This is a genomic window from Nocardia sp. CNS-044 (assembly GCF_059570515.1).
Window position 1 is genome coordinate 1552861 of record NZ_JCANSX010000005.1, and the last position, 26332, is coordinate 1579192.

Consider the following 26332-nt stretch of genomic DNA (forward strand, 5'->3'; position numbering starts at 1 on the left):
CCGCCCCGGGCCCACGCGTGAGCGCGTGGTGAACGCGTTCGACGGCATGCTGTGCTCGGCGGCGTCGGCCGACGTCCCGCTGCCCGGCACCGCGACGCGGGTGAGCGCTTGGCTCTGCGTCGAACATCCCGGCGCGTGGGGCCGCGACGTGATCGGCGACGAGGTCCTCGGCCCCGAGATCACCGCCGAACTCGCCGCGCGCACCACCGCCGCCCGCGTCCGCCCGACCCTGATCCGTCGTCCCGGTCGCAGCGAATTCACCGGCGCTCGAACGGTTCTGCTCGTCAACTCGCGCGCCGAAGGCGGCTGGTGCGAGCGGCTCGAGATCACCGACCTGAAGCAGTTGCTCGAAATCGACCTGCACCTGCTCGACGGCCCGCCGCCAGGCATCGGCGAGCCAGTGGCCGACCCGCTTGTCTTGGTGTGCGCGCACGGCAAGCGCGACCAGTGCTGCGCCATGCTCGGCCGCCCCATCGCCGCAACCCTCTCGACCGCCTACCCCGACCAGGTCTGGGAGTGCTCGCACACCGGCGGCCACCGCTTCGCGCCCGCCATGGTGCTGCTGCCCTCGGGACTCACCTACGGCCGCGTCGACGCCGCCGCCGCGACCGCCGCCGTGGCGGCCGTCCACCGCGGCGAGGTCGCGCTCGCCGGATTGCGCGGGCGCAGCGGGCATCGGCCGGTCGAACAGGTCGCCGAACTCGCGGTGCGCGCGGAGATCGGTGCGCGTCTGGATGAACTCAGATCCGAGATCGAAAATGTCTCCGGCACAACCGATCCCACGCACGCGGGCAGCGCCCTGGTCACCCACCGCGACGGCAGGCGCTGGCGTGCCACCGTCCGGACGGTCGCCTACACCCCGCGCCAGGCCAGCTGTGGCGCGGGCCCGAAGCCGGTCACCGCCCTTGTCGCCGATCCCATCCAGGCGCTGCCCTGATCGCCCTGCTCAAACCTATAGCCTGCGTACTGCTTTCGTCATCCAGTCCGTGGGCGGCGCCTCAGTGCTGGATCAAGCCGCCGACCCGGACAGGCGCGACGTGGCCGGTCGCCGGAAGGGTCTGAGCCAGGGTGAGCCCGATGTCGACGAGCGCGGACCTGCGCAGGCGGGCGACCTCTGGGATCGGAGTCCAAATCGACTCGGCGGTCTCGCCGTTCGGTTCGGGCCGGAGCCGGCCGCCGGTGATGCGAACCTGGTAGAAAATGCCGACGTTGTGGTGCTCGGCTCCGGCGCGCGCGGCGGCAGCGGGAATCACCCGCGAGTCCACGCCCAGCAGGCGTTCGACGATCCCGTGGCAGCCGGTTTCTTCGGCGACCTCCCGGATCACCGCGTCGAACGGATCCTCCGCGTGCTCGACCTTGCCGCCGGGAAGAGTCCAGTGGGTCTCGCCGCTCGGAAATACATGACGGGCGAGCAGCACCCGCTCGTCCTCGATGGACACCGCGTACGCTGCCAGTCTGAAGCTCATCACCGTAACCTCCCGCCGGACCCTACCCAACTCCGCGCGACATCCGGCACCACCGGGGTATTGCCTTGCGAGCGTGCGGCTTCGGATGCTGGCGGAACAGGGCGCGGTACGGGGCGGGTAATGTCCCGACGGCAAGCGCGCCGGTCGAGGGAGGGACGAGATGACGACACCGCCGTGGGGATCGAACGGGCCGGGATATCCGCCCGGATCGCCGAGCAGGGAGCTGCCTGCGCATTCCGGCGGACACCCCTTGCCATCGCAGCCGACCCCGCAGGGCCAGTCGGCCCCACCTGCACCCGGCTATCCCGTCCCGCCGCACGGGAATCCCACCCCGCCACCGCATGGGCAACAGCCCCCGCTCCCGCATGGCCCCGCGACCCCACCTCCGCACGGTTATCCCGCGCCGCCCGGATATCCAGCACCGCAGCAACCTGGCTACCCGGCTCCACCGCCGCCCGGCTATCCGGGTGCGCCACAGGGATATCCCGCCCCATCACCGTATGGGCAACCGGCTCCTCCGCCGGGCTACCCGCACGCCGCCCCGCCACCTCTCCAATTCCCCGGTACCCCCGCTGTTCAGGCCTACCTCACCGCGGTCACCCACCACATGACCCGCGGCCGCATGCAGATCGCCCAGCACATGGTCGGCCCGCTGATGAGCTTGGTCGGCGTCAACGCGGTGATCGCGACCGCGCTGAACCCGATCGATTTCGTGCTCTGCGTCGCCACGCTGGAGGAGGTCTCACCGGCCGCCGTCGACTTCCCGCGCCACGTGGACGGTTTCGCCAAGCACCAGCGCAGGCGTAGCTTCATCGGGGTGAAGGGCGGCGCGATGGGCGTGGCCGCGCTGGTCTCCGAACGCGTGCACCCCGCTGCCGTGCAGGCGCTGCGGAACCGGCCGATGAGCTGGGGCTCGGTGGTGACGCCTGTGATCGTGGATCTCGGGAATCGCCAGCTGCACATCGCCTCCAACACCCCGGCCGTCGGCCTGGCGCTGTGGCACGGTGTGCGCTCACAGGCGCGGGCCTACCTGCCGGAGCCGCGTCAGGTGTTGGGGTAGCGCGTCCACAGCGCAGGGAACCGCGCAGATCACCAGTGGGTGCCGGGCACCCAGCGCGCGGCGCGGCGCAGCACGGTGCCGGTGACCCGGCGCGCGGTCGAAGGCTCCCGCGGTTCCGCTTGTGGTGCAACGGGTTCCGCGTCTTCCTCGGTATCGGCGGTCTCGCCTTTCGCGGCGGGTGAGTCCGGCAGCGCGCGGTAGTAGCGGTGCAGGACGCGGTCACGCAACTTGGGCGTGAGCAGCGCGCCGTACTCCGCGATGGTGCCGATCGGGACGTCGATCCGCTTGGGCCGCTCGGTGAGCGCGCGCACGATCGTGGCCGCCGCCCACTCGGGCGATTCCGACGGCCCCTGGTCGCCGCTCGGCGTGATCATCGGTGTGCGCACCAGCGGCATGTGGATGGTGGTGAAGGTGACGCCGTCGGCCATGGTCTCCACGGCCGCCACCTCGGTGAACTTGTCCAGCGCCGCCTTGCTCGCCAGGTACGCCGAGAACCGCGGAGTCGCGACTTGCACACCCGCGCTGCTGATCTGGACGATGTGGCCGAACCCGCGCTCGCGCATCTGCGGCAGCAGAGCCAGCGTCATGCGCAGCGCGCCGAAGTAGTTCACCGCCATGGTCCGCTCGAAGTCGTGCAGGCGGTCGGTGGAGCGGTGGATGGCGCGGCGAATCGAGCGGCCCGCGTTGTTCACCAGCATGTCGACGTGGCCGTGCTCGTCGAGGATGGACTCGAGGGTGTGGTCGACGGAATCGGAATCCGTGACGTCGCACTGGTATCCGTACGCCGATCCGCCCGCGGCGCGAATCTCCTCGACCACGGACGCGAGTTCGTCGCCGCGTCGAGCCAGCAGGAACACCGTCGCGCCTTTGGCGGCCACCGCCACCGCGGCGGCGCGGCCGATGCCGGAGGAGGCGCCGGTGATGAGGACGTGCCTGCCGGTCAGGTCCCGGTTGCGGCGGTTGGGTCGGATCTGCCCGCGCACACCGGCGTCGTCGGCGGAAGCTTGGGTCATCGGGTTTGCTCCTTTGTCGCGTCAACGGTGACGGCCCTGGATGGGCAAGAACTTACTCCGAAGTAAGTTTACTCGCCAAGTGGCGCTCGTCACGCTCGGAGACGCGTTCGAAGAGCCCTCGAATCTATCGAACATATGTGCGATACTCGTGCGCATGGCGGACGATCGGATGGCGGACATCTTTGCCGCGGTGCGGCTCGGCAGCGGGAATCCGGAAGCGGCGCGCCGCGCGCTCGGTGCGCTGTGGGAGGAACTAGATCCGTCCGGTGATCCCTTGCAGCGCTGCGTGATCGCGCATCACCTCGCCGTCCTGCAGGAGGCGGACGAGGCGGCGCTGCGCTGGGATCAGCGCGCGCTGGCCGCGGTGTTCGGCCCCGGGATCCCGCTGGACGAGGGGCTGCGCTGTTTCCTGCCCTCGCTGTACCTGAACCTCGCCGACAGTCACCGCAGGCTCGGCGATTTCGACGGCGCCCGAATGCAATTGGCGATCGCGCGCGGTCACCTGCGGATCCTGGCCGACGACGCGTACGGCGAGATGATCCGCGACGGGCTGGACCGCGTGGAGGCCGCGGTCGCCGCTGGCTCCACCGAGCGGGTTCGCGAGGGCTGATCGGCGAGCGGGCGGCGGGTCGACGAGGGGCCCGCCGCCCGCTGGTTGCGACTCGGTATCCGTTGGGCGGACCCGCGCGCATCTTCGCATCTATCGAATGTATGTTCGAGATGAGGAGGTGACGTGTCATGGGTTGGAGCAACGGCCCGCCGACCTGGGCCGAACTGGAGCGGGTGCTGTCCGGTCGTCCCGGCCGGACCGATCCGGACGCCATGTACCCGGGCGACGGCGGCGACAGCCCGGCCTGGTCGCGCAAGCGCGAGCCGTACTCGGCCGAGCCGGTCCACCGCGACGGTCCGACCGTGCCCTACGCGGAACTCCACGCGCATTCGGCCTACAGCTTCCTCGACGGCGCCAGTCAGCCCGAAGAGCTGGTGGAAGAGGCGGTGCGGCTGGGGTTGGAGGCGATCGCGCTCACCGACCACGACGGTTTCTACGGCACCGTCCGCTTCGCGGAGGCGGCCAAGGAGTTGGGGATGGCGACCGTCTTCGGCGCGGAACTGTCGCTGGGTCCGCAGGACGTGCGGCGGCGCGCGCCGAAAACGGCCACGCACGCCGACGCGCCGGACTCCGCGCCGCGCACGGGCGCGCCGGATCCGGCCGGACAACACCTGCTCGTGCTTGCTCGCGGTCAGGAGGGCTATCGGCGGCTGTCCCGCGAGATCGCCGCCGCGCACCTGGCCGCGGGGGAGAAAGGCATCCTCCGCTACGACCTCGACGTCCTCACCGCGGCGGCGGGCGGACACTGGCACATCCTGACCGGCTGCCGCAAAGGGCACCTGCGCCGCGCGCTCGCCGAGGACCTGCGCGTAGGCGACACCCGGCTGGTGCGTGCCGAGGCCGCGCTGCGCGAACTCACCGAGCGTTTCGGCGTCGAACGGGTCGGCGTGGAACTCACCCACCACGGCGTCCCGGAGGACGACGAGCGCAACGCCCACCTCATCGACCTCGCCGACCGGCTCGGTCTTCCGGTAATCGCCACCACCGGAGCGCATTTCGCCGCCCCGGCGCAACGCCGCCGCGCCATGGCGCTGGCCGCCATCCGGGCCAGGCAGAGCCTGGACGACATCGCGGGCTGGCTGGCGCCCACCGGCGGCGCGCACCTGCGCTCAGGTGCGGAGATGGCGCGGCTGTTCGCGTCCTGCCCCGACGCGGTGGCCAATGCCGCGGCGCTGGCCCGAGAATGCGCCTTCGACCTGCGCCTCATCGCGCCCCAGCTGCCACCCTTCGACGTGCCGGACGGCCACGACGAGAACTCCTGGCTGCGCGAACTCGCCCTCTGCGGCGCGGCCCGCCGCTACGGTTCGCGCGCGGAGAACCCGGCGGCCTACCAGCAGATCGAACACGAGCTCGCGGTGATCGAACAGCTCGGCTTCCCCGGCTACTTCCTGGTGGTGCACGACATCGTCAGCTTCTGCGCGGACAACGACATCCTGTGCCAGGGAAGGGGTTCGGCGGCCAACTCGGCGGTCTGCTACGCCATCGGCATCACCAATGTCGATCCGGTGGCCAATCAGCTGCTGTTCGAACGCTTCCTCTCGCCGGAGCGCGACGGACCGCCCGATATCGACGTGGACATCGAATCCGATCGCCGGGAGGAGGCGATCCAGCACGTCTACGCCAGGTACGGCCGCGAGTACGCCGCCCAGGTGGCCAATGTGATCACCTATCGCGGTAAGTCGGCGGTGCGCGATGCCGCACGCGCGCTGGGCTTTTCGCCGGGGCAGCAGGACGCGTGGAGCAAACAGGTGAGCCGCTGGACCGGCGTCGCGGCCGAGACCGGCACCGACATACCCGACGAGGTGCTGCACTTGGCCGCCGACATCGAAGGTCTGCCAAGGCATCTTGGCATCCACTCGGGCGGCATGGTGATCTGCGATCGTCCCATCGCCGACGTGTGCCCGGTGGAATGGGCGCGCATGCCGGGCCGCAGCGTATTGCAATGGGACAAGGACGATTGCGCCGCGGTCGGGCTGGTGAAGTTCGACATGCTCGGGCTCGGCATGCTTTCCGCGCTGCACTACATGATCGATATGGTGCGCGAGCACAAGGGCGTCGAGGTGGAGTTGCACAAGCTCGACCTGAAAGAGACCGCGGTCTACGAAATGCTTTCGCGGGCGGATTCGGTCGGCGTCTTCCAGGTGGAGTCGCGGGCCCAGATGGCGACCCTGCCCCGGCTGAAGCCGCGCGATTTCTACGACTTGGTGGTGCAGGTCGCGCTGATTCGTCCCGGCCCGATCCAGGGCGGCTCGGTGCACCCTTACATCCGTCGTCGCAACGAGCGCGAGAAATGGGATTACGACCATCCGGCGCTGGAGAATTCGCTGGGCCGCACCCTCGGCGTGCCGCTGTTCCAGGAGCAGCTGATGCAAATGGCCGTCGACGTCGCCGGTTTTACCGCCGCCGAGGCCGATCAGCTGCGCCGCGCGATGGGTTCCAAACGCTCACCGGAACGTATGGAGCGGATCAAGGCCCGCCTCTACCAAGGCATGCGCGACCTGCACGGCATCACCGGCGAGATCGCCGATCGCATCTACGAGAAGCTCTACGCCTTCGCGAATTTCGGATTCCCGGAAAGTCATTCGCAGAGTTTCGCCGCACTGGTGTTCTATTCGGCGTGGTTCAAGCTGCACCATCACGCCGCGTTCACGGCCGGATTGCTGCGCGCTCAGCCGATGGGCTTCTACTCCCCGCAATCCCTGGTCGCCGACGCGCGCAGGCACGGGATCGCGGTGCACGGCCCCGACATCAATGCCAGCCTGGCCGAGGCCACCCTGGAGGCGGCGGGCACCGAGGTCCGGCTCGGGCTGGCCGCCGTCCGGCACCTCGGCACGGACCTGGCCGAGCGGATCGTCGCCGCCCGGCGCGAAAGCGGACCGTACACCTCGTTCCTCGACCTCACCGGGCGGGTGGAACTCTCTGTCGCGCAAGCCGAATCGCTGGCCACCGCGGGCGCGCTCGGCAGCCTCGGCATCAGCAGGCGCGAGGCGCTGTGGGCGGCGGGCGCGGCGGCGGGAGAGCGCGCGGATCGGCTACCCGGCACCGGCGCCGCGACCACCGCCCCCGCCCTGCCCGGCATGAGCGAGCTGGAGCTCGCGGCCGCCGACGTGTGGGCCACCGGGATCTCACCGGGTAGCTACCCGACCGAATTCCTGCGCCCCCAGCTCGACGCGCTCGGCGCCATCCCCGCCTCCGGCTTGCTCGCCGTCCCCGACGGTTCCCGTGTGCTGGTCGGCGGCGCGGTCACCCACCGCCAGCGCCCCGCCACCGCCGAGGGCGTCACGTTCCTCAACCTGGAGGACGAGACCGGCATGGTGAACGTCGTCTGCTCCGTCGGCCTGTGGGCCCGGTACCGCCGTCTCGCCCAGAGCGCCACCGCCCTGCTCATCCGCGGACGGGTGCAGAACGCGGAGGGCGCGGTCAGCGTCGTCGCGGAATACCTTCAGCGTTTGCACCTGCGGATCGACGGGAAGTCACGCGACTTCCGTTGAGCGAATGTCGATCTCGCGTCATGCAGTCGATTCGCTCCAAGTACGAGGGCCTCCGGTTGGACTTGGCGGATGCCGTCGGAGTCGCGCTCGCCGACAAGTACCGGACCGATTGCATATTCACGTTGGATCAGCGTCTTTCGGGCTATCGAACCGCTGACGCCAGGCGTCGCGGCCTTCCGGATTCTGCCCGCGGATCTGTGATGCCGCGCTCCGACATCTGCTGACGAACGGCGGTGACCGGGCGGGGTGCGGCGGTTACGCTGCGAGCATGCGGAAGCTTGTTGTGGTGTGCGTCGCTTTGCTCGGCTTGGCGCTGCTCGTCGGCTGCGGGAGCGATGACCGGGCCGACTCCGGTGGGCCGCCCGCCAAGACCGGTGCCTCCGCGCCGGTGTCGCCGCCCGGGTTCCGGGAGCAGGCGCCGGTGCCCGGCGACAGTCGTGGGCAGGACACCGACACCGTCGACCGCAAGGAGGTCGTCACCGGCAGCATCGACATCACCGCGGGCGATCCGATCGAGGCCGCGGCGCAGGTCTCCGACCGGGTGCGCGAGGCGGGCGGCCGGGTGGACAGCCGCACCGAGCAACCCGGTACCGACGACACCGAACCCAGCGCGTCGCTGACCGTGCGGGTGCCCGCCGACAAGACCGACGCGTTCGTGAACGGCCTCGGCGCGATCGGCACCCTCACCAGGGTGAGCACCAACCGCGACGACGTCACCATGCAATGGGAAGACCTGGACGCCAGGATCAAGGCGTTGCAGGCCTCGGTCGACCGGCTGCGCGCGCTGATCACCAGCGCCGCCAACACCGCCGATCTCATCGCCGCCGAACAGGCGCTGTCCAGCCGTCAGGGCGAACTCGACAGTCTCACCGCCCAGAAGCGCCGCCTCGACGATCAGGTCGCGCTGTCCACCCTCACCATCGAGATCACCACGACCGACAAGGAATCCGACGAGGGGCCGAGCAACTTCTGGGACGGCATCGTCGCGGGCTGGAACTCCCTGGTCGACTGGCTGAAGGACGCGATCGTGTTCACCGGCAAGGCGATTCCCTGGCTCGGCTTCCTCGCGATCGTCGGCGCCCTCGTCTTCGCCGTCGTCCGCTTGGTGCGCCGCAGGCGTCGACCTGTCGAAAGCCCTTCCACCGCAGCGATTCCCGCGACTACCCGAACAGGAGCCCCCGATGCCGCCGACGGTGGTCAGGGCGATCATCAAACCCAACAGCCGTAAAGGCCCACTCGTCGAACCACTTCCGGACGGCACCCTCCAGCTCTACGTCCGCGCCCCCGCCGTCGAAGGCAAGGCCAACAAGGCCGCCATCGAACTCCTCGCCACCCACTTCGACGTCCCCAAAACCGCCGTCCGCCTCACCGCGGGCACCACCTCTCGCTTCAAACGTTTCGAAATCGAGGACTGAGGGGCGGAGGCCTCAGAACTCGAGTTCGGTCCACGGAATGCTGATCGGGAACGGAAAATCGAACTCGATACCGTTCAGGGCCTCGCGGGTCCATTCCCCGGTGAGCAGATAGTTAGAGGGGCGCAGCGGGCGAATTCCGTCGGGGAGTTGTCCATATCCGGTTTCGAGTCCGTAGACCCGGACGATGTCTATGGCGCTGTCGTCGCGGGCGAGTGAGACCTCCCAGTACCAAGGGATGCCACCGCTGGCGTAGCGCGCCTTCTTGGCTTCGATGTCGGATTGGGTATTGCCCGGGGAGAGCACTTCACCGACCAGGAGGACATCACCGGCGCGAACATCCTGGTAGGGCTGTTCCAGGCAGCGATGGACGAGGAAGTCGGGTGTCACGAAGTCGGACTTGCCGGTCCTACCGAAGAAGACGTTGGTCTCGAAGTTCGCGCGCAAGCAGTGCTCGGTATCGGACGACATGTATTTGCGTGCGCAGCGTTCGAGTGCTGTCCACATTCGGCCGGTGAATATCTGGTGTTCGCCGGGGCCACGGCGCAGCCAGACCACCCGCCCGTTCCACAGCTCGATCTGCGCGGCGATCTCGGCGGGTAGCTTCTCCAGTTCCTCCCATGTCATGTGGGTGGGGAGATTCGGCTGCTCGCGGTGCGGCTCTGGCATGCGTAAATGGTAGCCGTGCCGAGCTCAGATCCCGCCGGGAAAGCCCAGCTGGCGCCAGGCTTCGTAAACCGTGACGGCGGCGGCGTTGGAGAGGTTCATGGAGCGGCGGCCGGGGAGCATGGGGATGCGCAGGTGGGCGGTGACGTGCGGGTCGTCGAGGACATGGTCGGGCAGACCGGTGGGTTCGGTGCCGAAGAGCAGGACGTCGCCGGGTTGATAGGCGACGTCGGTGTAGCGGGTCGTCGACTTGGTGGTGAAGGCGTAGACGCGTTCCGGCCGCAGCGCCGCCCACGCGGCGGGCAGGCTCTCGTGCACGGTGACCGAGGCCAGATCGTGGTAGTCCAACCCGGCCCGGCGCAGCTTCGACTCCGAGAGGTCGAACCCCAGCGGCTCGATCAAGTGCAGCTCACAGCCGGTCCCGGCGACCAGACGGATCGCGTTGCCGGTGTTCGGCGGAATGCACGGCTCGTGGAACATCAGGCGGAACACGCAACCAGTCAATCAGGCGCCGCTACAGCCGAGCCGACGGGCCACCGCCGAGAACCGAGTTCAGTTCGGCAGAAGCCGGAAAGGCACTCGGCGATGACCGACGCGTCGACTGCGCCCAGAGGGAAGTCCGCGTACTTGCGGACGAGTTCGGCCATCCGCAGCAGTCGCATTCACTGCATGAGCCGGTGGCGGGCGCGGCTCTGCATCGACGGGAGCGGGTGGTGGGGGCAGGGGTGGCGAGGGTGCGTCTGCAAGAATCGGTGCCGTGACCGATCTCGACGCGTCCGGCGGACGACACGCAGGCGGTAGTCGTGCCGCGCAGTTCGTGCGCAGTCATCTGCCGATGGTGGTCGTCGCGCTGGTCGTCTTGGTCGCGGTGGTGTTCGTCGCTTCGGATCGGTGGCGGCGCGGTGCCCTGTTCTTCGGTGGGGCGACGTTGTTGGCGGCGGCCTTCCGGCTGTGCCTGCCGACCGCGCGGGTGGGGCTGCTCGCGGTGCGTAGCAAGCCGTTCGACGTGGGCGCGCTGAGTTTGCTCGGCTCCGCCATCGTCTTCTTGGCGGCGACCATCAACACGCTCGGTGTCGGCTGAGGCCGTAGCCTCCCTTCCGAGCGCTCCGACGCGGTGTCCGGCGAACCGCGACTACCGGTTCTCGCGCGCCAACCGCATGGTCTCGATGAGCAACTTGGAGACCGCTGCCGCCTCGGTCAGAAACCCGTCGTGCCCGTCGCGCGAGTGCACCACTTCCAGCCGGGCGCAGCCGGGTAGCGCATCGGCCAGTTCCTGCTGCGTGCGCAGCGGATAGAGCCGGTCGGAGTCCACGCCGCCGACCACGCAGGGCACCGGCGTCGCGGCGAGCGCGGCCTCGATACCGCCCCGTCCGCGCCCGACGTCGTGTCGGTTCATCGCCTCGGTGAGCAACACATAGGTGGCGGGATCGAAACGCTTGCACAGCTTTTCGGCCTGGTGGTCCAGGTAGCTCTGCACCGCGTAGCGCCCGCCACGCCGCGGATCCTCCGAGCCCTGCGCGTGGTTCTCGAAGCGGTGGTCGAGTTCGCCCTCGGTGCGGTAGGTGAGGTGCGCGATGCGGCGCGCGATGCCCATGCCGGTCATCGGCGCGCGATCGGTGTCGTGGTAGTCGCCGCCCTGCCAGTCCGGATCGGCCTTGATGGCGGCGATCTGGGTGGTCTGGGTGCCGATCTGGTCGGCGGTGGCGCGCGCGCCGACGGCCAGGACCAGCGCCGCGGCCACCCTTTCGGGCGCGCCGATCATCCACTCCAGCACCCGCATGCCGCCCATCGATCCGCCGACGACCGCGGCGAGCCGCTCGATGCCGAGCAGATCCAGCAGGGCGGCCTCGGCGCTCACCTGATCGCGGATCGAGATCTCCGGGAAACGCGAGCCCCACGGCTTGCCGTCCGGCGCGAGCGACGACGGCCCGGTGCTGCCCTTACAGCCGCCGAGCACGTTGGTCGCGATCACACACCATTCGTCGGTGTCCACCGGCGCGCCGGGCCCGACCATGCCCTCCCACCAGCCGGGCTGCGCGTGGACGTCGTCCGGCGTGCCGACGACGTGCGAGTCACCGGTCAGAGCGTGCTCGACGAGCACCACATTGTCCAGGGTGGGGGAGAGTTCGCCCCACCGCTGCACGGCGAGATGGACATTCGGAATCACCGCGCCGCTTTCCAGCCGCACGTCCCCGATGGCGATGACGCCGGGCCTGCCGTCCGGCGGCGGCAGCAGGCCGACGCCGGACTCGATGCTCTGCTCGGTGCTCACGGTCACGTCGTCGCCGCCGTGAATCCGGCGCGCAGATCGGCCAGAATGTCGTCGATTCCCTCGATGCCCACGGCGAGGCGGACCAGTCCCGGGGTGACGCCGGAGGCGAGCTGTTGCTCGGGTGTCAGCTGGGAGTGCGTCGTCGATGCCGGATGGATCACCAGAGAACGCACATCCCCGATGTTGGCCACGTGGCTGTGCAGGACCAACGCGTCCACGAACTTCTTGCCCGCGTCGACACCGCCGCGCAGCTCGAACGAGACGATCGCGCCGGTCCCCTTCGGCGCGAGCCGCTTGGCCCGCTCGTGCCAAGGCGAGCTGGGCAGTCCCGCGTAGTGCACCGATTCGACCGCCGGATGCTCGGCCAGGAATTCGGCGACCGCCTGCGCGTTGGCGACGTGGCGCTCGACGCGCAGGCTCAGCGTCTCGATGCCCTGCGCGATGAGGAACGCGTTGAACGGCGAGACTGCCGCGCCGAGATCGCGGAGCAGCTGCACGCGGGCCTTCAGCGCGTAGGCGGGCGCGCCGAGATCGGCGAAGACCGCGCCGTGATAGCTGGGGTCCGGGGTGGTGAAGCCGGGGAAACGCGGCTCGCCCCTGTCATCGCGGACGGTCCAGTCGAACTTTCCGCCGTCGACGATCGCGCCCGCGATGGCCGTGCCGTGCCCGCCCAGGTACTTGGTGGCCGAGTGCACCACGATGTCGGCGCCGTGCGCCAGCGGCTGGATCAGGTAAGGGGTCGCGACAGTGTTGTCCACGATCAGCGGGATCCCGGCGGCGTGCGCGACCTCGGCGATGCCGGGGATGTCGAACACGGCACTGCTGGGATTGGCGATGGTCTCGCCGAAGAACGCCTTGGTATTGGGCCGGATCGCGGCGCGCCACTGTTCGAGATCGTCCGGGTCCTCGACGAACGAGACCTCGATGCCGAGCTTGGGCAGCGAGTAATGGAAGAGGTTGTAGGTGCCGCCGTACAGGTGCGGGCTGGACACGATGTGGTCGCCTGCGGAAGCCAGGTTCAGGATCGCGTACGTCTCCGCGGCCTGCCCGGAGGCGAGCAGCAGTGCGGCGACGCCGCCTTCCAGGGCGGCGATGCGCTGCTCGACCACGTCCTGGGTCGGGTTCATGATGCGGGTGTAGATATTGCCCGGCTCGGCGAGACCGAACAGCGCCGCCGCGTGGTCGGTGTCGCGGAAGGCGTAGGAGGTGGTCTGGTAGATCGGCAGGGCGCGGGCGCCGGTGCTCGGATCGGGGGCTTGGCCCGCATGCACCTGCTTGGTCTCGAAGGACCAACGGGCAGGATCGAACTCGGCCGCGACGGGGTCGGTCATATCATGCTCCACAAGAGTTGTTCGCCGGACTAACGAGATCGGTGATGCGGTCTATCCAGGACAACACATTTCCGGGAACCTCCTGACAGCGCGCTTGCCCTCGACCTTCGAGGGCCCGGTCATCACCCGGAGCACCCCACCGCTGCTGGAGGGTTGCCGTCCAGCGAGCCGGGGCTTGGCGCTGGCACTCATGACCTGACGGACATGGTAGCTGGCGGGCGGCCAATGGCCGAAATTCGTAGCCGATCTCACTCCGCCGATTCCGTCGGCGGTTCCGTGCAGACCCGCATGAACTCCGCGTACGCGTCGAGCAGCGTCGCCCGCGCCGCGCGCACCGCGATCTGCGGATCGCAGTCCATGATCAGCTCGCTGTGCACGTCCATCGCGAGGTGACACAGCATCTGCCAGGTAGAGACGATCAACCGCACGCTGAGCGCGCCTTGGGTGGTGCCGAGACGGTCGGCGAGCACCGCGGTGATGGCAGCGGACTTGCTGTCGGCGAACTCCAGCGCGCGGCTGTTGACCGAGGGGCTGTCGCGCGCGATCCGCTGCATCTGCTGGAACCTGCAGAACGACACCGCCGAGTTCTCCGTCGCCGCGTCATCGATCACCTGGAGGTAGGCGTTGCACAGCGCGCGCAGCTCGTTGCCGCCGCGCGGCTCTTCTCGCAACTTGTCGGCAACCATTTGACCGAAGTCGAGGACCGGCGCGAGGACGATGTCCTCCTTCGTCTCGAAATACCGGTTGACGGTGCGCGGCGAGACGTCGGCCGCGTTCGCGATCTGCTCGACCGTCGTCGCGTCGAAGCCCTGCTTGTCGCACAGCTCGAGCGCGATGTTCATGATGCGCTGCCTCGTCTGCTGCTTCTTGCGCTCGCGCAGGCCGAGAGGTGCTGTGTTGTCTCGCGTCGTGGACGCGGCGTTTTCTCGCGTCGTGGACACCACGCCTTCCCGTTCCGTGGACGCGAGGCCGCCCGACGTCGCCCGCGCTGTGCTGTTCCCGGTCGCGGCGGCGTCCTCGGCCGCGTTCGTGCCCACCGGCGTCGATGAGTCGAGCATCTCCCCACTGTAACCCAGACACTCGCTCAACTGTCGCAACATGGCAAATGTCTGATTGCGACATTTTTCTATTGACGCCAAATGTCGGACAGTGACAGGATTGCTCGCACGCGCACTTCCGGACGACGAGGAGACAAGGTGAGCGAGATATCGACAGCGGTGCACGCGCCGGGTGACCGGCGCGACTCGGCCCGCTGGCTGGCGCTCGGCGTGATCGGGCTGGCCCAGCTGATGGTGGTCCTCGACGCGACCATCGTGACTATCGCGCTGCCGTTCGCGCAGCGTGACCTCGGCATCAGCGAGGGCGACAAGCAGTGGGCCCTCACCGCCTACACGCTGATCTTCGGCGGCCTGCTGCTGCTCGGCGGCCGCCTTGCCGACTACCTCGGCCGGCGCCGGATCTTCCTGGTCGGCCTCGTCGGCTTCGCGGCCGCCTCGGCGCTCGCGGGTCTGGCGCAGAACGGCGCCCAGCTCTTCGCGGGTCGCGGCTTGCAAGGCGCCTTCGCCGCGCTGCTCGCACCCGCCGCGCTCGCGCTGGTCTCGGTGACGTTCACCGAGGCGAAAGAACGGGCCCGCGCCTTCGCCGTGTTCGCGGGCATCTCCGCGGGCGGCGCCGCGATCGGCCTGATCGCGGGTGGCGCGCTCACCGAATACGCGTCCTGGCGGTGGACCCTGCTGGTCAACACCCCCATCGCGATCCTCGCGTTCGTCGGCGCGCTCGCGTTCGTCATCAAGGACGTGCCCGCGCCGCGGACCGGCGGCTACGACGTGCCCGGTGCCGTCACCGTGACAGCAGGCCTGATCGCCATCGTGTACGGCTTCAGCCGCGCGGCCGATCACGGCTGGACCTCGGGCGGCACCCTCGCGCTGCTGGTCGCCGGGCTCGCACTGCTCGTCGCGTTCGTCGCCATCGAGCGCCGTTCGTCGAATCCGCTGTTGCCCCTGCGTATTCCGGGGGAGAGCAACCGCGGCGGCGCACTGCTCGCGGCGCTGCTGATCCCCATCGCGATGTTCGCGATGTTCCTGTTCCTGAGCTTCTACTTCCAGGTCACGCTCGGTTACTCGCCGCTGAAGGCGGGCGTCGCGTTCCTGCCGTTCCCCGTGGGCATCGCGGTGTCGGCGGGCATCACCAGCGCGCTGCTGCCCAAGCTCGGACCGCGTCCGCTGATGGTCGTAGGCGCCGCGCTCGGCGTGGTCGGGTTGCTCTGGCTGGCGCAGCTGAGCTACGGCGACAGCTACGCCGCCGGTGTGCTGCCCGCCCAGCTGCTGATCGCGCTCGGCATGGGACCGCTGTTCGTCGGTATGCAGGCGGTGGCGCTGCACCGGGTGGACGAGGCCGACGCCGGTGTCGCCAGCGCGTTGCTGAACGCCGCCCAGCAGGTCGGCGGCGCGGTCGGCACCGCGCTGCTCACCACGATCTCGGTGCAGGCGGCGAAGGACTACCTCGCCGACAACCCGACCGTCGACGATTTGGCCGCTCGCGCCGCCATCTACAGCTACGACGTCGCGTTCTATGTGGGCGCGGGCTTCTTCCTCGCCGCGATTCCGGTGATCGCGCTGATGATCAAGGCCAAGCCCGCCGACTTCGCCGAGGACGCGGAGGAGAGTGTTCGCGTCCCGCTCGCGGTCTGAGCAACACCGGATACGGCCCGCGCATCGACGGTGCGCGGGCCGTCTCGCGCGCCCGGCCGCCCTTCGGTTCCGGCGCAGGTCGGCGCGCTCGACTTGCTCCGGATGACATGATGGAGAAAGTGGTTGGGATCACTCGTGGGGCTACTCGTGGGTAACCGTCTAGGAGTCCGCACAGTGGCCCCTCCCCGCGCGGTGAGATCGTCGGCAGCAGTACGCTTGTCTTGCTTGCACCACACGTCCCGCAAACAACGCGGTACATATACGTTGTCTGTTGAACAGCTGGGGTCCGCTCACAAGCGTGTTCGCCTGGCCGTGCAATAAGGGCACCATCCTAGGAGGACACGAAGATCCATGTCCAAGATCAAGGTTGAAGGCACCGTCGTCGAACTCGACGGTGATGAGATGACCCGGATCATCTGGCAGTTCATCAAGGACAAGCTGATCCACCCGTACCTCGACGTGAACCTCGAGTACTACGACCTCGGCATCGAGTACCGGGACAAGACGGACGACCAGGTCACCATCGACGCGGCCAACGCCATCAAGCAGCACGGCGTCGGCGTGAAGTGTGCCACGATCACGCCGGACGAGGCCCGCGTCGAGGAGTTCGGCCTCAAGAAGATGTGGCGCTCGCCCAACGGCACCATCCGCAACATCCTCGGCGGCACCATCTTCCGCGCGCCGATCATCATCTCCAACGTCCCGCGACTGGTTCCCGGCTGGACCAAGCCGATCATCATCGGCCGTCACGCCTTCGGCGACCAGTACCGCGCCACCGACTTCAAGGTCTTCCAGTCGGGCACCGTCACCCTGACCTTCACCCCAGAGGACGGCAGCGAGCCGATCGTGCACGAGGTCGTGAAGATGCCGGACGAGGGCGGCGTCATCATGGGCATGTACAACTTCAAGAAGTCCATCGAGGACTTCGCGCGCGCGTCGTTCAACTACGGCCTGCAGCAGAACTACCCCGTCTACATGTCGACGAAGAACACCATCCTGAAGGCCTACGACGGCATGTTCAAGGACACCTTCCAGGAGATCTTCGACACCGAGTTCAAGAGCCAGTTCGACGCGGCGGGCCTGACCTACGAGCACCGTCTCATCGACGACATGGTCGCCTCCTCCATGAAGTGGGAGGGCGGCTACGTCTGGGCCTGCAAGAACTACGACGGCGACGTGCAGTCCGACACCGTGGCCCAGGGCTTCGGTTCGCTCGGCCTGATGACCTCGGTGCTGCTCACCCCGGACGGCAAGACCTGCGAGGCCGAGGCCGCGCACGGCACCGTCACCCGGCACTACCGCCAGCACCAGCAGGGCAAGCCGACCTCGACCAACCCGATCGCGTCGATCTTCGCCTGGACCCGTGGCCTCGAGCACCGCGGCAAGCTGGACAACACCCCCGAGGTGATCGGCTTCGCGCAGACCCTCGAGGACGTCGTCATCAAGACCGTCGAGGGCGGCCAGATGACCAAGGACCTCGCGCTGCTCGTCGGCGGCGACCAGGGCTACCTGACCACCGAGGAGTTCCTCGGCGCGCTCGACGCGAACCTGGCTCGCGCGCTGCGCTGAGTCGGCACCGGGGGCCGGACGCGATCCGTCCGACCCCGACCGGCGCTGGGTGATCCCAGCGCCGGGGTTGAACCGGGCACCCGCCCCACCTCACGGTGGAACGGGTGCCCGACGTGTATTAGGGGTAGACCGCGACATCGAGCTTTGGCGTGCGACGTGCACGCGCGAAGCATGGAGCCGGAGCCGACTCCGAGTGCCGCGCGCGGAAACGCCGTCCGTGTCGGACGAGCGCCGATTGCGCGGCAGTCAGTTGCCGGCAGGCACAGGTGCGTCGAGCAGACCGGCGAACGCCCTGGTGAAGCTGGCTGCCCCGTGCCCACGTTCGACCTCGGCGTCGAACAGCCGCTGCAGCGGATCGAGCAGATCCGTCGCCACGCCTTGGTTCCGGCTGGTCGTGCGGATGTCCGCGAGACCGGCCGCGTTGACCGCGAGATCGGAGAAGTTCACCGGGAACTCCCGCGAGTCGATCTCGGCGGCCAGCGTCGGCAGCATGTCGAGCAGCGCGCGCAGCCAGGGCGCCAGGAACGTGTCGGTGAAAGCGACCGCGGAGACCCGCTCGGTGTGCACCATCGCCGTCGCCTGGAAGAAGCCGCCGAACAGCCCGTACATCCCGCCGAGCACCGCCATGTCGTGCAGCGCCGCGAGGCCCGGGTCCGCGCCGACGTACTCGGTCGCGCCCAATTCCGCTAGGACCTCGGCGAATTCGGCCTGCGCGCTGGACTCGCCGCTGTAGACGAGCAGCGTATCGGGCGTGCCCACCGTCTGCGGGACGCCGAAGATGCCGCCGTCGAGGAAGCGCGCACCGTGCTCGGTGAGCCGTTCGGCCAGCTCGCGCGCGGTGTCGGGGCGGCCGGTGGCCACGTTCAGCACCGTCCGCCCGCGCAGCGTCGCGCCGAGTGGCACGAGCTGCTCCCCGGCGGCCGCCGTGTCGGCGAGCACGGTGACGATCAGTTCGCTCGCCGCGACCGCCTCGGCGACGCCGTCCGCGCGCCGTGCGCCGAGTCCGTCCAGGTGAGTCGCCTTGCCCTGCGTGCGATTCCACACCGTGGTCGGATGGCCGTTGCGCAGGAAGACCTCGGCGATCGCCGCGCCCATCCGCCCGAGACCCAGCACGGTGACCGATGTCTTGCTCATGATTCCTCCATCGTGTCGTTCTGTCGGGTGGGCGCCCGTCGACCAGTGTTCGCGACAGAGCCGCCGAGCAGTGAGTGGCAGAACTGCCGCCTATCGAACGATTGCTGCCATACTCGAGGTATGAGCGAGCGATTCATGTGCCAGCGCGCGGGGCGCGGACCGAAGCCGAGCGTCGGCGAGGCGCGGGCATGACCGGTCGAACCGTCGCCATGGCCATCGCGCCCGGCGCGCTGCACCCGTGGGATCTCTACGAATTGGGCGTCGTCGCTTCGATTTTCGGCACACCGCAGCCCGATCTGGCCGACCCCTGGTACGAGCTGAAGGTGTGCGCGGTGGCCCCGGACCAGCAGACCCAGCCGATCGGCTTCGGCGCGTTCCTGCGCGCCGAGCACGGCCTCGACGACCTGCTCACGGCCGACACCGTGATCGTGCCCTCGGTGGCGCACGAATGCGTGACCGCCGAACGCGAACTGCCACCCGAGCTGCTGGAGGCACTGGCCGCCGCGCATCGCCGCGGCGCGCGCATGGTCGCCCTCTGCGACGGCACCTTCGCGCTCGCGGCGGCGGGTCTGCTCGACGGCAGGCGGGTCACCGCGCACTGGGCGCACGCCGAGATGCTGGCGAAGCGCTTCCCGAACATCGAGGTCGACGACTCCGTGCTCTACGTCGACGACGGCGACGTGCTCACCAGCGCGGGCATGACCGCGGCAGTGGATCTGTGCCTGCACCTCGTCCGCCGCGACCTGGGAGCTGAGGTGGCCAACCAGCTCGCGCGCCGTATGGTGATCCCGCCGCACCGGTCCGGGGGTCAGGCGCAGTACGTCGACCGGAACGTTCCCGCGCGTGCCGCGGACGACCTCGGCGTGGTGCTGCAATGGGCCGTCGAGCACCTCGACGAGCCGCTGACCGTCGATACCCTGGCGGCTAAGGCCAATATGAGCCCGCGCACCTTCCACCGCCGCCTGCACCGCTCCACCGGAGCCACCCCGATGCAGTGGTTGCTCAACCAGCGCCTCGCGCACGCCCAGTCGCTGTTGGAGACCACTGACTTCAATATCGAGCGGATCAGCCGCCTGTCCGGACTGGGGACCGCGACGAATCTGCGCCGCCATTTCGCGTCCGTGGTCGGCGTGACACCCGCCGAATACCGGCGAACCTTCGCGCGCCGGGAGCCGATCGCCTGACAGATTCCCGTGGCCAGAATGGCTGTCGGTGACTCTGGGGGCGTAGGGCGATGCCGTGTGAGCTGGACTGATACCACAGCGGGCGGTGGCCGAACTCACCTCGGCTCGGGGAGCGATCGGACGCGCGCGCCGGTTACATGAAGGCGTGACCAGTCAGGTAGCCACCCCTCTGCCAGCTCCGCCCGGCCAAGCGCGGACCGATTGGCATATCCCCGCGATGCTCGCGCTCGCGCTCGGCGGCTTCGGCATCGGCACGACCGAGTTCGTCACCATGGGTTTGCTGCCCGACATCGCGCAGGCCATGCACGTCTCGGAACCGACCGCGGGACACGCCGTGTCCGCCTACGCGCTCGGCGTGGTGATCGGCGCGCCGGTGCTTGCCGCGCTGTGCGCACGGGTTCCGCGCAAGCGGCTGCTCATCGCGTTGATGATCGCGTTCAGCGTGGGCAACGCGGCAACTGTGGTGGCGCCGAGCTTCGAGAGCCTGGTCGTGGCGCGCTTCGTCTCCGGTCTGCCGCACGGGGCGTACTTCGGGGTCGCCTCGCTGGCCGCGGCCACCCTCGCGCCCGCCGGGCAGCGAGCCAAAGCTGTTGCCGCCGTTATGCTGGGGCTGAGCGCCGCCAATGTCGTCGGCGTTCCCGCCGCCACCTGGCTCGGCCAGCATCTCGGGTGGCGGGACGCCTTCGTGGTGGTCGCGGTGATCGGCCTCGCGACGGTCGCGGCGCTCGCCCGTTTCGTGCCGGAGCTCACCGGCGTCAGGACCACCGATCCCCGGACCGAACTCGGCGCGCTGCGTCGCTCGCAGGTGCTGCTGACCTTGGCGGTCGGCGCCGTCGGCTTCGGCGGCATGTTCGCCGTCTACACCTACATCACCACCACCCTCACCGACGTGGCAGGCATGTCGCTGGGCTTCGTGCCGCTGGTGCTGATGCTGTTCGGGCTCGGCATGGTGGCGGGCAACATCGTCGGTGGCGTGCTCGCCGATCGCGGTGTGGACCGTGCCGTCTTCCTCGCGATGATCGCGATGGCCGTCGTGCTCGCCGGTTTCGTCGCCGCGGCGCACAATCCGTTCACCGCCGCAGCGGGCGCGTTCCTGGTCGGCGCGACCGGCGCGGCGCTCGCGCCCGGGCTACAGACCCGGCTGATGGACGTCGCCGCCGACGCCCAAACCCTCGCCGCCGCGCTCAATCACGCGGCGTTGAACATCGCCAACGCCGCGGGCGCGTGGCTCGGCGGTGTGGTCATCGCGGCGGGTCTCGGGTACACCGCGCCCGCCGCCGTCGGGGCGGGTCTCGCGGTGATCGGTTCGCTGCTCTTCGCCGTGACAGTGCTGGTCGGTCGGCGTCACCCGCCAGAACATACAGATCTGTATGTAAGTGTAGAATCGTCGGAATGACCAGGACCGCCGCCGACAAGCCGCAGCGCCGAACCCAGGAACAGCGCAGCAGCGAGATGCGCGTGCGGTTGCTCGACGCCACCATCGACTGCCTGGTCGAATACGGCTACGCGGGGACGACGACGCCGCGGGTCGCCGAGCGCGCGGGCGTCACGCGCGGGGCGCAGGTGCATCACTTCGGATCCAAGAACGATCTCGTCGTCGCCGCGATCAGTCACCTGGCCCAGCGCCGCGCGGAGACCGCGATGCGGGAAATGGCCAAGGTCGAAAGCGGCGCCGACCCGGTCGCCGCGGCGTTGGACTTCCTGTGGGAACTGCACCAGGGTCCGCTGTTCATCGCGACCGTCGAACTGTGGGTCGCGGGCCGGACCGACCCGGTGCTCGCCTCGGCCATGGAGAAGGTCGAGCCGTTCGTGAACAACGCGGTGCTGATGGCGGTGGCCCGATTCGTCCCGGACGAGATGCGCCGCAAGGACGCTCGCGATTTCGTCTACACCGCCATGGACGCCCTGCGCGGCATCCTCATCTCGAACTTCATCGAGCCGGATACCGACCGCGCCCGCCGTCGCTGGGGTCGCGCGTCCGCGAACCTGCGGGCCGCCGCGACGGCGAGCCTCGTGCCGCGGAGTGAATGACGAGCGCTCGCGGGGTCGCTGGAGCCTCGCTGGGGGCTATGGCCGCATGGCGAATCCGCTGATTCCCGCTGGCGGCGAACGCTGTGAAACACAGCGGCCGCGACGCCGAGTCTCCGATGACGATCGACGCGGCGAGGCGATACGGGACGTGGTCCCAGTCCGACCGGTGGTCGATGAGGCGAGGCGATACGGGACGTGGTCCAAATCCGACCGGCAGTCGACGAGGCGCTGCGGAGCGCGCGATGTGGTCGAGTTCGGCCGATGTGGCAGTGCGGCATCGCAATGGCGTCGAGTCGCATACGCATCACGCTGTTACCGAGGCTTGCTGACGCCCGCTGGCTGACTGCTGCGGGCTGAGTGTCGACCGCCTGTCGGCGCTTCGTGCGGCGTCGGTGCGGCCGCAGTGTCGGTGCTGCCGTCTGCCGCTGACGGCGATCGCTGTGACCGTGGGCTCGGTCTCGAACCGCTTTGCGGGCCGAAAACTTCGCGGTGGGCAGCGGTACCGCGAGCCGGGATCGGCCGCCTGCTCGGCGGTGCCGGGGAAGCGCCGAGGATTGCGCCGCCGTTGGCCGGGTCTGGCGCGGCGTAGTGCTCCCGTCCCGAAAAACATCCATCGGGCGTAACCGCCTACATCTCAGCGGCGGGTGGCTCCAGATACACAACTAGTTGTATGTCTGTCAATGCCACTCTGACCTGCGAATAAAGCTGAATTGATCCTAACTAGCGCAGGACCCTTGCATCATTACATACAGCTTTGTATGTTTGTTTCAGCTCGATCCGTTCGGATCGGACGCTGATGTCCGCCGCCCGCACCGCTGGTGCACACCACGGCGCGGGCAGGCACGAAGTAAGGAGTTCGATGGCGAACAGGGTTTACGTCGTCGGCGTCGGCATGACGAAGTTCGAGAAGCCGGGCCGTCGCAAGAACGAGGACGGCACCGACTGGGATTACCCGGACATGGCGCGGGAGTCGGGTACCAAAGCACTCGCCGACGCGGGTATCGACTACCGCGAGGTGCAGCAGGCCTACGTCGGCTACGTCTACGGCGAATCCACCTCCGGGCAGCGCGCCGTCTACGAGCTCGGCATGACCGGCATTCCGGTGGTCAACGTCAACAACAACTGCTCGACCGGTTCCACCGCGCTGTACCTCGCGGCGCAGGCCATCCGCGGCGGGCTCGCCGACTGCACGCTGGCGTTGGGCTTCGAGAAGATGCAGCCCGGCTCGCTCGGTTCCACCTGGGACGATCGCGAGCAGCCGATGGCCAAGCACATCATGGCGCTGGCCGAGATCTCCGAGGTGCTCTTCCCGGTCGCACCGTGGATGTTCGGCGCGGCGGGTCGCGAGCACATGAAGGAATACGGCACCACCGCCGAGCACTTCGCCAAGATCGGCTACAAGAACCACAAGCACTCGGTGAACAACCCGTACTCCCAGTTCCAGGACGAGTACACCCTCGACGACATCCTCGGCGCGCGGATGATCTACGACCCGCTCACCAAGTTGCAGTGCTCGCCGACCTCCGACGGTTCCGGCGCGGTGATCCTGGCGAGCGAGGACTTCGTGAACTCCCACGACCTCGCCGGGCAGGCCGTCGAGATCGTCGGCCAGGCGATGACCACCGACTTCGGTTCCACCTTCGACGGCACCGCGAAGAACCTGATCGGCTTCGACATGAATGTGCAAGCCGCGCGGCAGGTCTACCGCCAGGCGAACCTCGGCCCCGAGGACTTCCAGGTCGTCGAGCTGCACGACTGCTTCTCCGCCAACGAGCTGCTGCTCTACGAGGCGCTCGGCCTGTGCGGCCCGGGCGAGGCGGGCAAGCTCATCGACGAGAACCAGACCACCTACGGCGGCAAGTGGGTCGTCAACCCCTCCGGCGGCCTGATCTCCAAGGGGCATCCGCTGGGCGCCACCGGTCTTGCGCAGTGCTCCGAACTCACCTGGCAGCTGCGCGGCGCGGCCGACAAGCGTCAGGTCGAGGGCGTCACCGCCGCGCTCCAGCACAACATCGGCCTCGGCGGCGCCGCGGTCGTGACCGCCTACCAGCGCGCCGATCGCTGATCCGAAAACCATTCCCCGACAGGAGAGATCATGGGACACATCGAAGCAACCACGGATGTCGACGCCACCCCGGAAGCGCTGTGGGCGGTCGTCTCCGACCCGCAGACCTGGGACAAGTGGTTCACCATCCACGAGCGCTTCATGGAGGAGCCGCCCACCGTCTTGGCCGAGGGGTCCAAGCTGGTCGCCAAGATCGTCATGCTCGGCATGGCGAACAAGCTGGAGTGGACCATCAAGGCGGTCGAGGCGCCGAACAAGCTGACCCTCGGCGGCACCGGAATGGCCGGCGTCAAAACCGAATTCACCTTCGACATCCAGCCAAAGGGCGCGGGCAGCACCATCGTGGTGTCCGGCGACTTCGAAGGCGCGCTGATCAAGGGCGCGCTCGGCAAGGCGGTCGAGAAGGACGGCATCAAGCAGCTGGACAAGTCGCTCGACCAGCTCGACGCGCTGGCCTCGGCGTAGGGCGTCGCGATGACAGCGGAAACCACCGCCGCACGCGTCGTCGAATTCGACGACGCGGGTCTGGAAACCTGGTGTGACGACGAGCGTTTCGAGGTGACCTCGGAGCGGATCGCCGAATACGCCGCGGCCACCAACGATCCCATCGCGGCGCACCGTGCGGGCGAGGTGGCCTCGCCGGTGTTCGGCATCGTCCCGGTCTTCGAGGCCATGATGATGCCGGTGATCGACGTGGCGCCGATGGACATCTTCGGCCGAGTAGTGCACGGCGAGCAGGACTTTCACTTCCACCGTGCGATCCGGCCCGGTGACGAGCTGGTCACCCGCGCGAAAGCGGTGGGCTACGCGAGCAAGTCCAACGGCAGCACGATCACCATCCTCGTCGAATGTCGCGACGAGGACGGGGAACTGGTCAACGAGCAATACCTGACCGCGTTCTTTCGCAACATCGACGCGGGCAAGTCCGTCGGACAGGCCGCGCCGCCGCACAAGTTCGACGAGTCGCTGCGCGGAACCGAGCCGTTCGCCGTCGTGCCGCAGCACGTCGACGACGACCAAACCTTCCGCTACGCACCGGCTTCCGGCGATCCGGTGCCACTGCACCTGGACGAGCAGGTCGCCAAGGACGCCGGACTGCCCGGCATCATCGCGCACGGCCTGTGCACCATGGCCTTCGCGTCGTGGGCGGTCCTCACCGAGGCGGCGGGCTCGGACGTGCATCGGCTGCGCCGTTTCGCGGTGCGCTTCGCCAAGATGGTCTTCCCGGGCGACGACCTGGAGACCCGGATCTGGAAGGTGGGCGCCGCCGACGGCGTCACCACCTACGCCTTCGAGACGGTGCGCGGCACGGACGTCGTGCTCAGCGACGGCCTCGCCGAGATCGCCGACTGACCCGATCGGCCCGCGGCGTTCGGTCGCGGGCCGGTACCCCATTCATCACACCCTCGTCCGATCGGGCGGGAGCACCACACAGGAGACGCACACATGGGCGCATTGGAAGGAAAGGTCGCCGTCATCACCGGCGCGGGCCGGGGGATCGGCCGCGAGCACGCGCTGCTGTTCGCGAGCGAGGGCGCGCACGTCGTCGTCAACGACCTCGGCGGCAGCAACGCGGGCGAGGGCACCGATTCCGGGCCTGCGCAGCAGGTGGTCGAGGAGATCGTCGCGGCGGGCGGCAAGGCGGTCGCCAACACCGACAACATCGCCTCCTGGGAGGGCGCGCGCAACCTGGTCCAGCAGGCGGTCTCGGAGCTGGGCGGCCTGGACATCGTGGTCAACAACGCGGGCATCCTGCGTGACGCGTTCCTCGCGGGCATGGACGAAGCCCAGTGGGACGCCGTGATCGCGGTGCACCTGAAGGGCCACGCCGCGGTGCTGCACCACGCGGCCGTCTACTGGAAAGAGCAGAGCAAGGCGGGCAATCAGCCCAACGCGGCGGTGATCAACACCGCGTCCGCCTCGGGCACCACCATCCCGAACGCCGGTCAGGCCAACTACGGCGCGGCCAAGGCGGGCATCGCCGCGCTGACGCTGGTCGCCGCCGACGAGCTGGCCCGCTACGGCGTGCGGGTGAACGCCATCGCGCCCATCGCGCGGACCCGGCTCACCCTCGCCACGCCGGGCATGGGCGAGATGATGGCGGCCGAGGCGGAGGCGGCTGAGGAAGCGGGCGGATTCGATGCCTTCAGCCCCGCCAATATCTCCCCGTTGGTCGCATACTTGGCTTCGGACAAGTGCCCGATCACCGGCAAGGTGTTCGCGGTGCAGGGCGGCGCCATCTCCGAGTTGGGCGGCTGGCACGACGTCAAGACGATCGAGACCGAGGGCCCCTGGCTGATCGACGACATCGCCGCCCGGCTGCCCTGAGGTTGGGCCG

Annotated in this window: 24 protein-coding genes and 1 riboswitch; of the genes, 16 read left to right on the forward strand and 8 right to left on the reverse strand. The window is 68.9% G+C overall.

What is annotated here, in order from left to right; all coding sequences use genetic code 11:
* Positions 1–46 precede the first annotated feature (46 nt).
* Entirely contained in the window at positions 47–937 is an 891-nt protein-coding gene (locus T333_RS07725; protein WP_355000536.1) for a ferredoxin family protein, read from the forward strand.
* A gap of 61 nt (positions 938–998) precedes the next feature.
* Here the strand turns inward: T333_RS07725 and T333_RS07730 are convergent, their stop codons facing one another.
* A complete protein-coding gene (locus T333_RS07730) occupies positions 999–1466 on the reverse strand; it encodes an NUDIX hydrolase (RefSeq protein ID WP_355000040.1) in 468 nt (155 codons plus the stop codon).
* Positions 1467–2073: 607 nt separating this feature from the next.
* Between T333_RS07730 and T333_RS07735 the strand changes: the two genes are divergently transcribed.
* The gene (locus T333_RS07735; RefSeq protein WP_496424005.1) at positions 2074–2526 is read left to right on the forward strand and encodes a hypothetical protein; all 453 of its coding nucleotides are present in this window, start codon (positions 2074–2076) and stop codon (positions 2524–2526) included.
* Positions 2527–2555: 29 nt separating this feature from the next.
* On the opposite strand, the gene T333_RS07740 is transcribed toward T333_RS07735, so the two are convergent.
* A complete protein-coding gene (locus T333_RS07740) occupies positions 2556–3539 on the reverse strand; it encodes an SDR family NAD(P)-dependent oxidoreductase (protein WP_496424006.1) in 984 nt (327 codons plus the stop codon).
* Positions 3540–3693: 154 nt separating this feature from the next.
* Between T333_RS07740 and T333_RS07745 the strand changes: the two genes are divergently transcribed.
* The 4 genes from T333_RS07745 (at position 3694) to T333_RS07760 (ending at position 9055) form a co-directional block, all read left to right on the forward strand.
* Positions 3694–4149, forward strand: coding sequence for a hypothetical protein (locus T333_RS07745; protein WP_496424007.1), 456 nt, complete (start codon positions 3694–3696; stop codon positions 4147–4149).
* 128 nt (positions 4150–4277) lie between these two features.
* Positions 4278–7640, forward strand: a complete 3363-nt coding sequence (locus tag T333_RS07750) for an error-prone DNA polymerase (protein WP_496424008.1) — start codon at positions 4278–4280, stop codon at positions 7638–7640.
* A gap of 268 nt (positions 7641–7908) precedes the next feature.
* Positions 7909–8868, forward strand: a complete 960-nt coding sequence (locus T333_RS07755; RefSeq protein ID WP_496424009.1) for a DUF4349 domain-containing protein — start codon at positions 7909–7911, stop codon at positions 8866–8868.
* Positions 8822–9055, forward strand: coding sequence for a DUF167 domain-containing protein (locus T333_RS07760; RefSeq protein ID WP_496424010.1), 234 nt, complete (start codon positions 8822–8824; stop codon positions 9053–9055). Before T333_RS07755 ends, T333_RS07760 begins: the two co-directional genes overlap by 47 nt.
* Positions 9056–9067: 12 nt before the next feature.
* Here T333_RS07760 and T333_RS07765 read toward each other — a convergent pair whose 3' ends face one another.
* Positions 9068–9721 carry a Uma2 family endonuclease gene (locus T333_RS07765; protein ID WP_355000033.1) on the reverse strand — a complete coding sequence of 218 codons (654 nt, stop codon included), beginning with the start codon at positions 9719–9721 and terminating at the stop codon, positions 9068–9070.
* 24 nt (positions 9722–9745) lie between these two features.
* The gene (locus T333_RS07770; RefSeq protein WP_355000032.1) at positions 9746–10210 is read right to left on the reverse strand and encodes a tRNA (cytidine(34)-2'-O)-methyltransferase; all 465 of its coding nucleotides are present in this window, start codon (positions 10208–10210) and stop codon (positions 9746–9748) included.
* A 343-nt stretch (positions 10211–10553) separates the two neighbouring features.
* Here T333_RS07770 and T333_RS07775 point away from each other — a divergent pair, with 343 nt between their 5' ends.
* On the forward strand, positions 10554–10799 hold the full coding sequence (locus tag T333_RS07775) for a DUF3017 domain-containing protein (RefSeq protein ID WP_355000535.1): 246 nt from the start codon (positions 10554–10556) through the stop codon (positions 10797–10799).
* Between the two features lie 51 nt (positions 10800–10850).
* Here T333_RS07775 and metX read toward each other — a convergent pair whose 3' ends face one another.
* The 3 genes from metX to T333_RS07790 all read right to left on the reverse strand — a co-directional run bounded on the left by metX (position 10851) and on the right by T333_RS07790 (position 14379).
* Positions 10851–11996 carry a homoserine O-acetyltransferase MetX gene (gene metX, locus T333_RS07780; RefSeq protein WP_355000031.1) on the reverse strand — a complete coding sequence of 382 codons (1146 nt, stop codon included), beginning with the start codon at positions 11994–11996 and terminating at the stop codon, positions 10851–10853.
* The gene (locus T333_RS07785; RefSeq protein ID WP_496424011.1) at positions 11993–13321 is read right to left on the reverse strand and encodes a bifunctional o-acetylhomoserine/o-acetylserine sulfhydrylase; all 1329 of its coding nucleotides are present in this window, start codon (positions 13319–13321) and stop codon (positions 11993–11995) included. The genes metX and T333_RS07785 overlap by 4 nt, the downstream gene beginning before the upstream one ends.
* 85 nt (positions 13322–13406) lie before the next feature.
* Positions 13407–13517: riboswitch (SAM riboswitch) on the reverse strand.
* A gap of 52 nt (positions 13518–13569) precedes the next feature.
* Positions 13570–14379 carry a TetR/AcrR family transcriptional regulator gene (locus T333_RS07790; RefSeq protein ID WP_496424012.1) on the reverse strand — a complete coding sequence of 270 codons (810 nt, stop codon included), beginning with the start codon at positions 14377–14379 and terminating at the stop codon, positions 13570–13572.
* A gap of 138 nt (positions 14380–14517) precedes the next feature.
* Here T333_RS07790 and T333_RS07795 point away from each other — a divergent pair, with 138 nt between their 5' ends.
* Together T333_RS07795 and T333_RS07800 are read left to right on the forward strand one after the other, a co-directional pair.
* On the forward strand, positions 14518–16011 hold the full coding sequence (locus tag T333_RS07795) for an MFS transporter (RefSeq protein ID WP_355000028.1): 1494 nt from the start codon (positions 14518–14520) through the stop codon (positions 16009–16011).
* A gap of 351 nt (positions 16012–16362) precedes the next feature.
* Entirely contained in the window at positions 16363–17580 is a 1218-nt protein-coding gene (locus T333_RS07800) for an NADP-dependent isocitrate dehydrogenase (protein WP_141807251.1), read from the forward strand.
* A gap of 246 nt (positions 17581–17826) precedes the next feature.
* Here T333_RS07800 and T333_RS07805 read toward each other — a convergent pair whose 3' ends face one another.
* Positions 17827–18714, reverse strand: coding sequence for an NAD(P)-dependent oxidoreductase (locus T333_RS07805; RefSeq protein ID WP_496424013.1), 888 nt, complete (start codon positions 18712–18714; stop codon positions 17827–17829).
* 188 nt (positions 18715–18902) lie between these two features.
* On the opposite strand from T333_RS07805, the gene T333_RS07810 reads away from it, so the two are divergent.
* The 7 genes from T333_RS07810 to T333_RS07840 all read left to right on the forward strand — a co-directional run bounded on the left by T333_RS07810 (position 18903) and on the right by T333_RS07840 (position 26322).
* Entirely contained in the window at positions 18903–19898 is a 996-nt protein-coding gene (locus T333_RS07810; RefSeq protein WP_357251256.1) for a helix-turn-helix domain-containing protein, read from the forward strand.
* Between the two features lie 145 nt (positions 19899–20043).
* The gene (locus tag T333_RS07815) at positions 20044–21294 is read left to right on the forward strand and encodes an MFS transporter (protein WP_496424014.1); all 1251 of its coding nucleotides are present in this window, start codon (positions 20044–20046) and stop codon (positions 21292–21294) included.
* Complete coding sequence (locus tag T333_RS07820) at positions 21291–21929, forward strand: TetR/AcrR family transcriptional regulator (RefSeq protein ID WP_355000026.1); 639 nt, start codon at positions 21291–21293, stop codon at positions 21927–21929. Before T333_RS07815 ends, T333_RS07820 begins: the two co-directional genes overlap by 4 nt.
* A gap of 796 nt (positions 21930–22725) precedes the next feature.
* Entirely contained in the window at positions 22726–23994 is a 1269-nt protein-coding gene (locus T333_RS07825; RefSeq protein ID WP_496424015.1) for a lipid-transfer protein, read from the forward strand.
* A gap of 30 nt (positions 23995–24024) precedes the next feature.
* Positions 24025–24459: a type II toxin-antitoxin system Rv0910 family toxin gene (locus tag T333_RS07830; RefSeq protein ID WP_496424016.1), complete on the forward strand. Its 435-nt coding sequence runs from the start codon at positions 24025–24027 to the stop codon at positions 24457–24459.
* A 9-nt stretch (positions 24460–24468) separates the two neighbouring features.
* Entirely contained in the window at positions 24469–25347 is an 879-nt protein-coding gene (locus T333_RS07835) for a MaoC/PaaZ C-terminal domain-containing protein (protein ID WP_357251250.1), read from the forward strand.
* A 93-nt stretch (positions 25348–25440) separates the two neighbouring features.
* Positions 25441–26322, forward strand: coding sequence for an SDR family oxidoreductase (locus tag T333_RS07840; RefSeq protein ID WP_357251247.1), 882 nt, complete (start codon positions 25441–25443; stop codon positions 26320–26322).
* Positions 26323–26332: the final 10 nt, after the last annotated feature.

Excerpts from the sequence above, each read along its gene's own strand:
- T333_RS07725 (WP_355000536.1), top strand. The coding sequence starts at position 47 with ATGCTGTGCTCGGCGGCGTCGGCCGACGTCCCGCTGCCCGGCACCGCG.
- T333_RS07730 (WP_355000040.1), bottom strand. The coding sequence starts at position 1,466 with ATGAGCTTCAGACTGGCAGCGTACGCGGTGTCCATCGAGGACGAGCGG.
- T333_RS07735 (WP_496424005.1), top strand. The coding sequence starts at position 2,074 with ATGACCCGCGGCCGCATGCAGATCGCCCAGCACATGGTCGGCCCGCTG.
- T333_RS07740 (WP_496424006.1), bottom strand. The coding sequence starts at position 3,539 with ATGACCCAAGCTTCCGCCGACGACGCCGGTGTGCGCGGGCAGATCCGA.
- T333_RS07745 (WP_496424007.1), top strand. The coding sequence starts at position 3,694 with ATGGCGGACGATCGGATGGCGGACATCTTTGCCGCGGTGCGGCTCGGC.
- T333_RS07750 (WP_496424008.1), top strand. The coding sequence starts at position 4,278 with ATGGGTTGGAGCAACGGCCCGCCGACCTGGGCCGAACTGGAGCGGGTG.
- T333_RS07755 (WP_496424009.1), top strand. The coding sequence starts at position 7,909 with ATGCGGAAGCTTGTTGTGGTGTGCGTCGCTTTGCTCGGCTTGGCGCTG.
- T333_RS07760 (WP_496424010.1), top strand. The coding sequence starts at position 8,822 with ATGCCGCCGACGGTGGTCAGGGCGATCATCAAACCCAACAGCCGTAAA.
- T333_RS07765 (WP_355000033.1), bottom strand. The coding sequence starts at position 9,721 with ATGCCAGAGCCGCACCGCGAGCAGCCGAATCTCCCCACCCACATGACA.
- T333_RS07775 (WP_355000535.1), top strand. The coding sequence starts at position 10,554 with ATGGTGGTCGTCGCGCTGGTCGTCTTGGTCGCGGTGGTGTTCGTCGCT.
- T333_RS07785 (WP_496424011.1), bottom strand. The coding sequence starts at position 13,321 with ATGACCGACCCCGTCGCGGCCGAGTTCGATCCTGCCCGTTGGTCCTTC.
- T333_RS07790 (WP_496424012.1), bottom strand. The coding sequence starts at position 14,379 with ATGCTCGACTCATCGACGCCGGTGGGCACGAACGCGGCCGAGGACGCC.
- T333_RS07800 (WP_141807251.1), top strand. The coding sequence starts at position 16,363 with ATGTCCAAGATCAAGGTTGAAGGCACCGTCGTCGAACTCGACGGTGAT.
- T333_RS07805 (WP_496424013.1), bottom strand. The coding sequence starts at position 18,714 with ATGAGCAAGACATCGGTCACCGTGCTGGGTCTCGGGCGGATGGGCGCG.
- T333_RS07810 (WP_357251256.1), top strand. The coding sequence starts at position 18,903 with ATGACCGGTCGAACCGTCGCCATGGCCATCGCGCCCGGCGCGCTGCAC.
- T333_RS07820 (WP_355000026.1), top strand. The coding sequence starts at position 21,291 with ATGACCAGGACCGCCGCCGACAAGCCGCAGCGCCGAACCCAGGAACAG.
- T333_RS07825 (WP_496424015.1), top strand. The coding sequence starts at position 22,726 with ATGTCCGCCGCCCGCACCGCTGGTGCACACCACGGCGCGGGCAGGCAC.
- T333_RS07830 (WP_496424016.1), top strand. The coding sequence starts at position 24,025 with ATGGGACACATCGAAGCAACCACGGATGTCGACGCCACCCCGGAAGCG.
- T333_RS07835 (WP_357251250.1), top strand. The coding sequence starts at position 24,469 with ATGACAGCGGAAACCACCGCCGCACGCGTCGTCGAATTCGACGACGCG.
- T333_RS07840 (WP_357251247.1), top strand. The coding sequence starts at position 25,441 with ATGGGCGCATTGGAAGGAAAGGTCGCCGTCATCACCGGCGCGGGCCGG.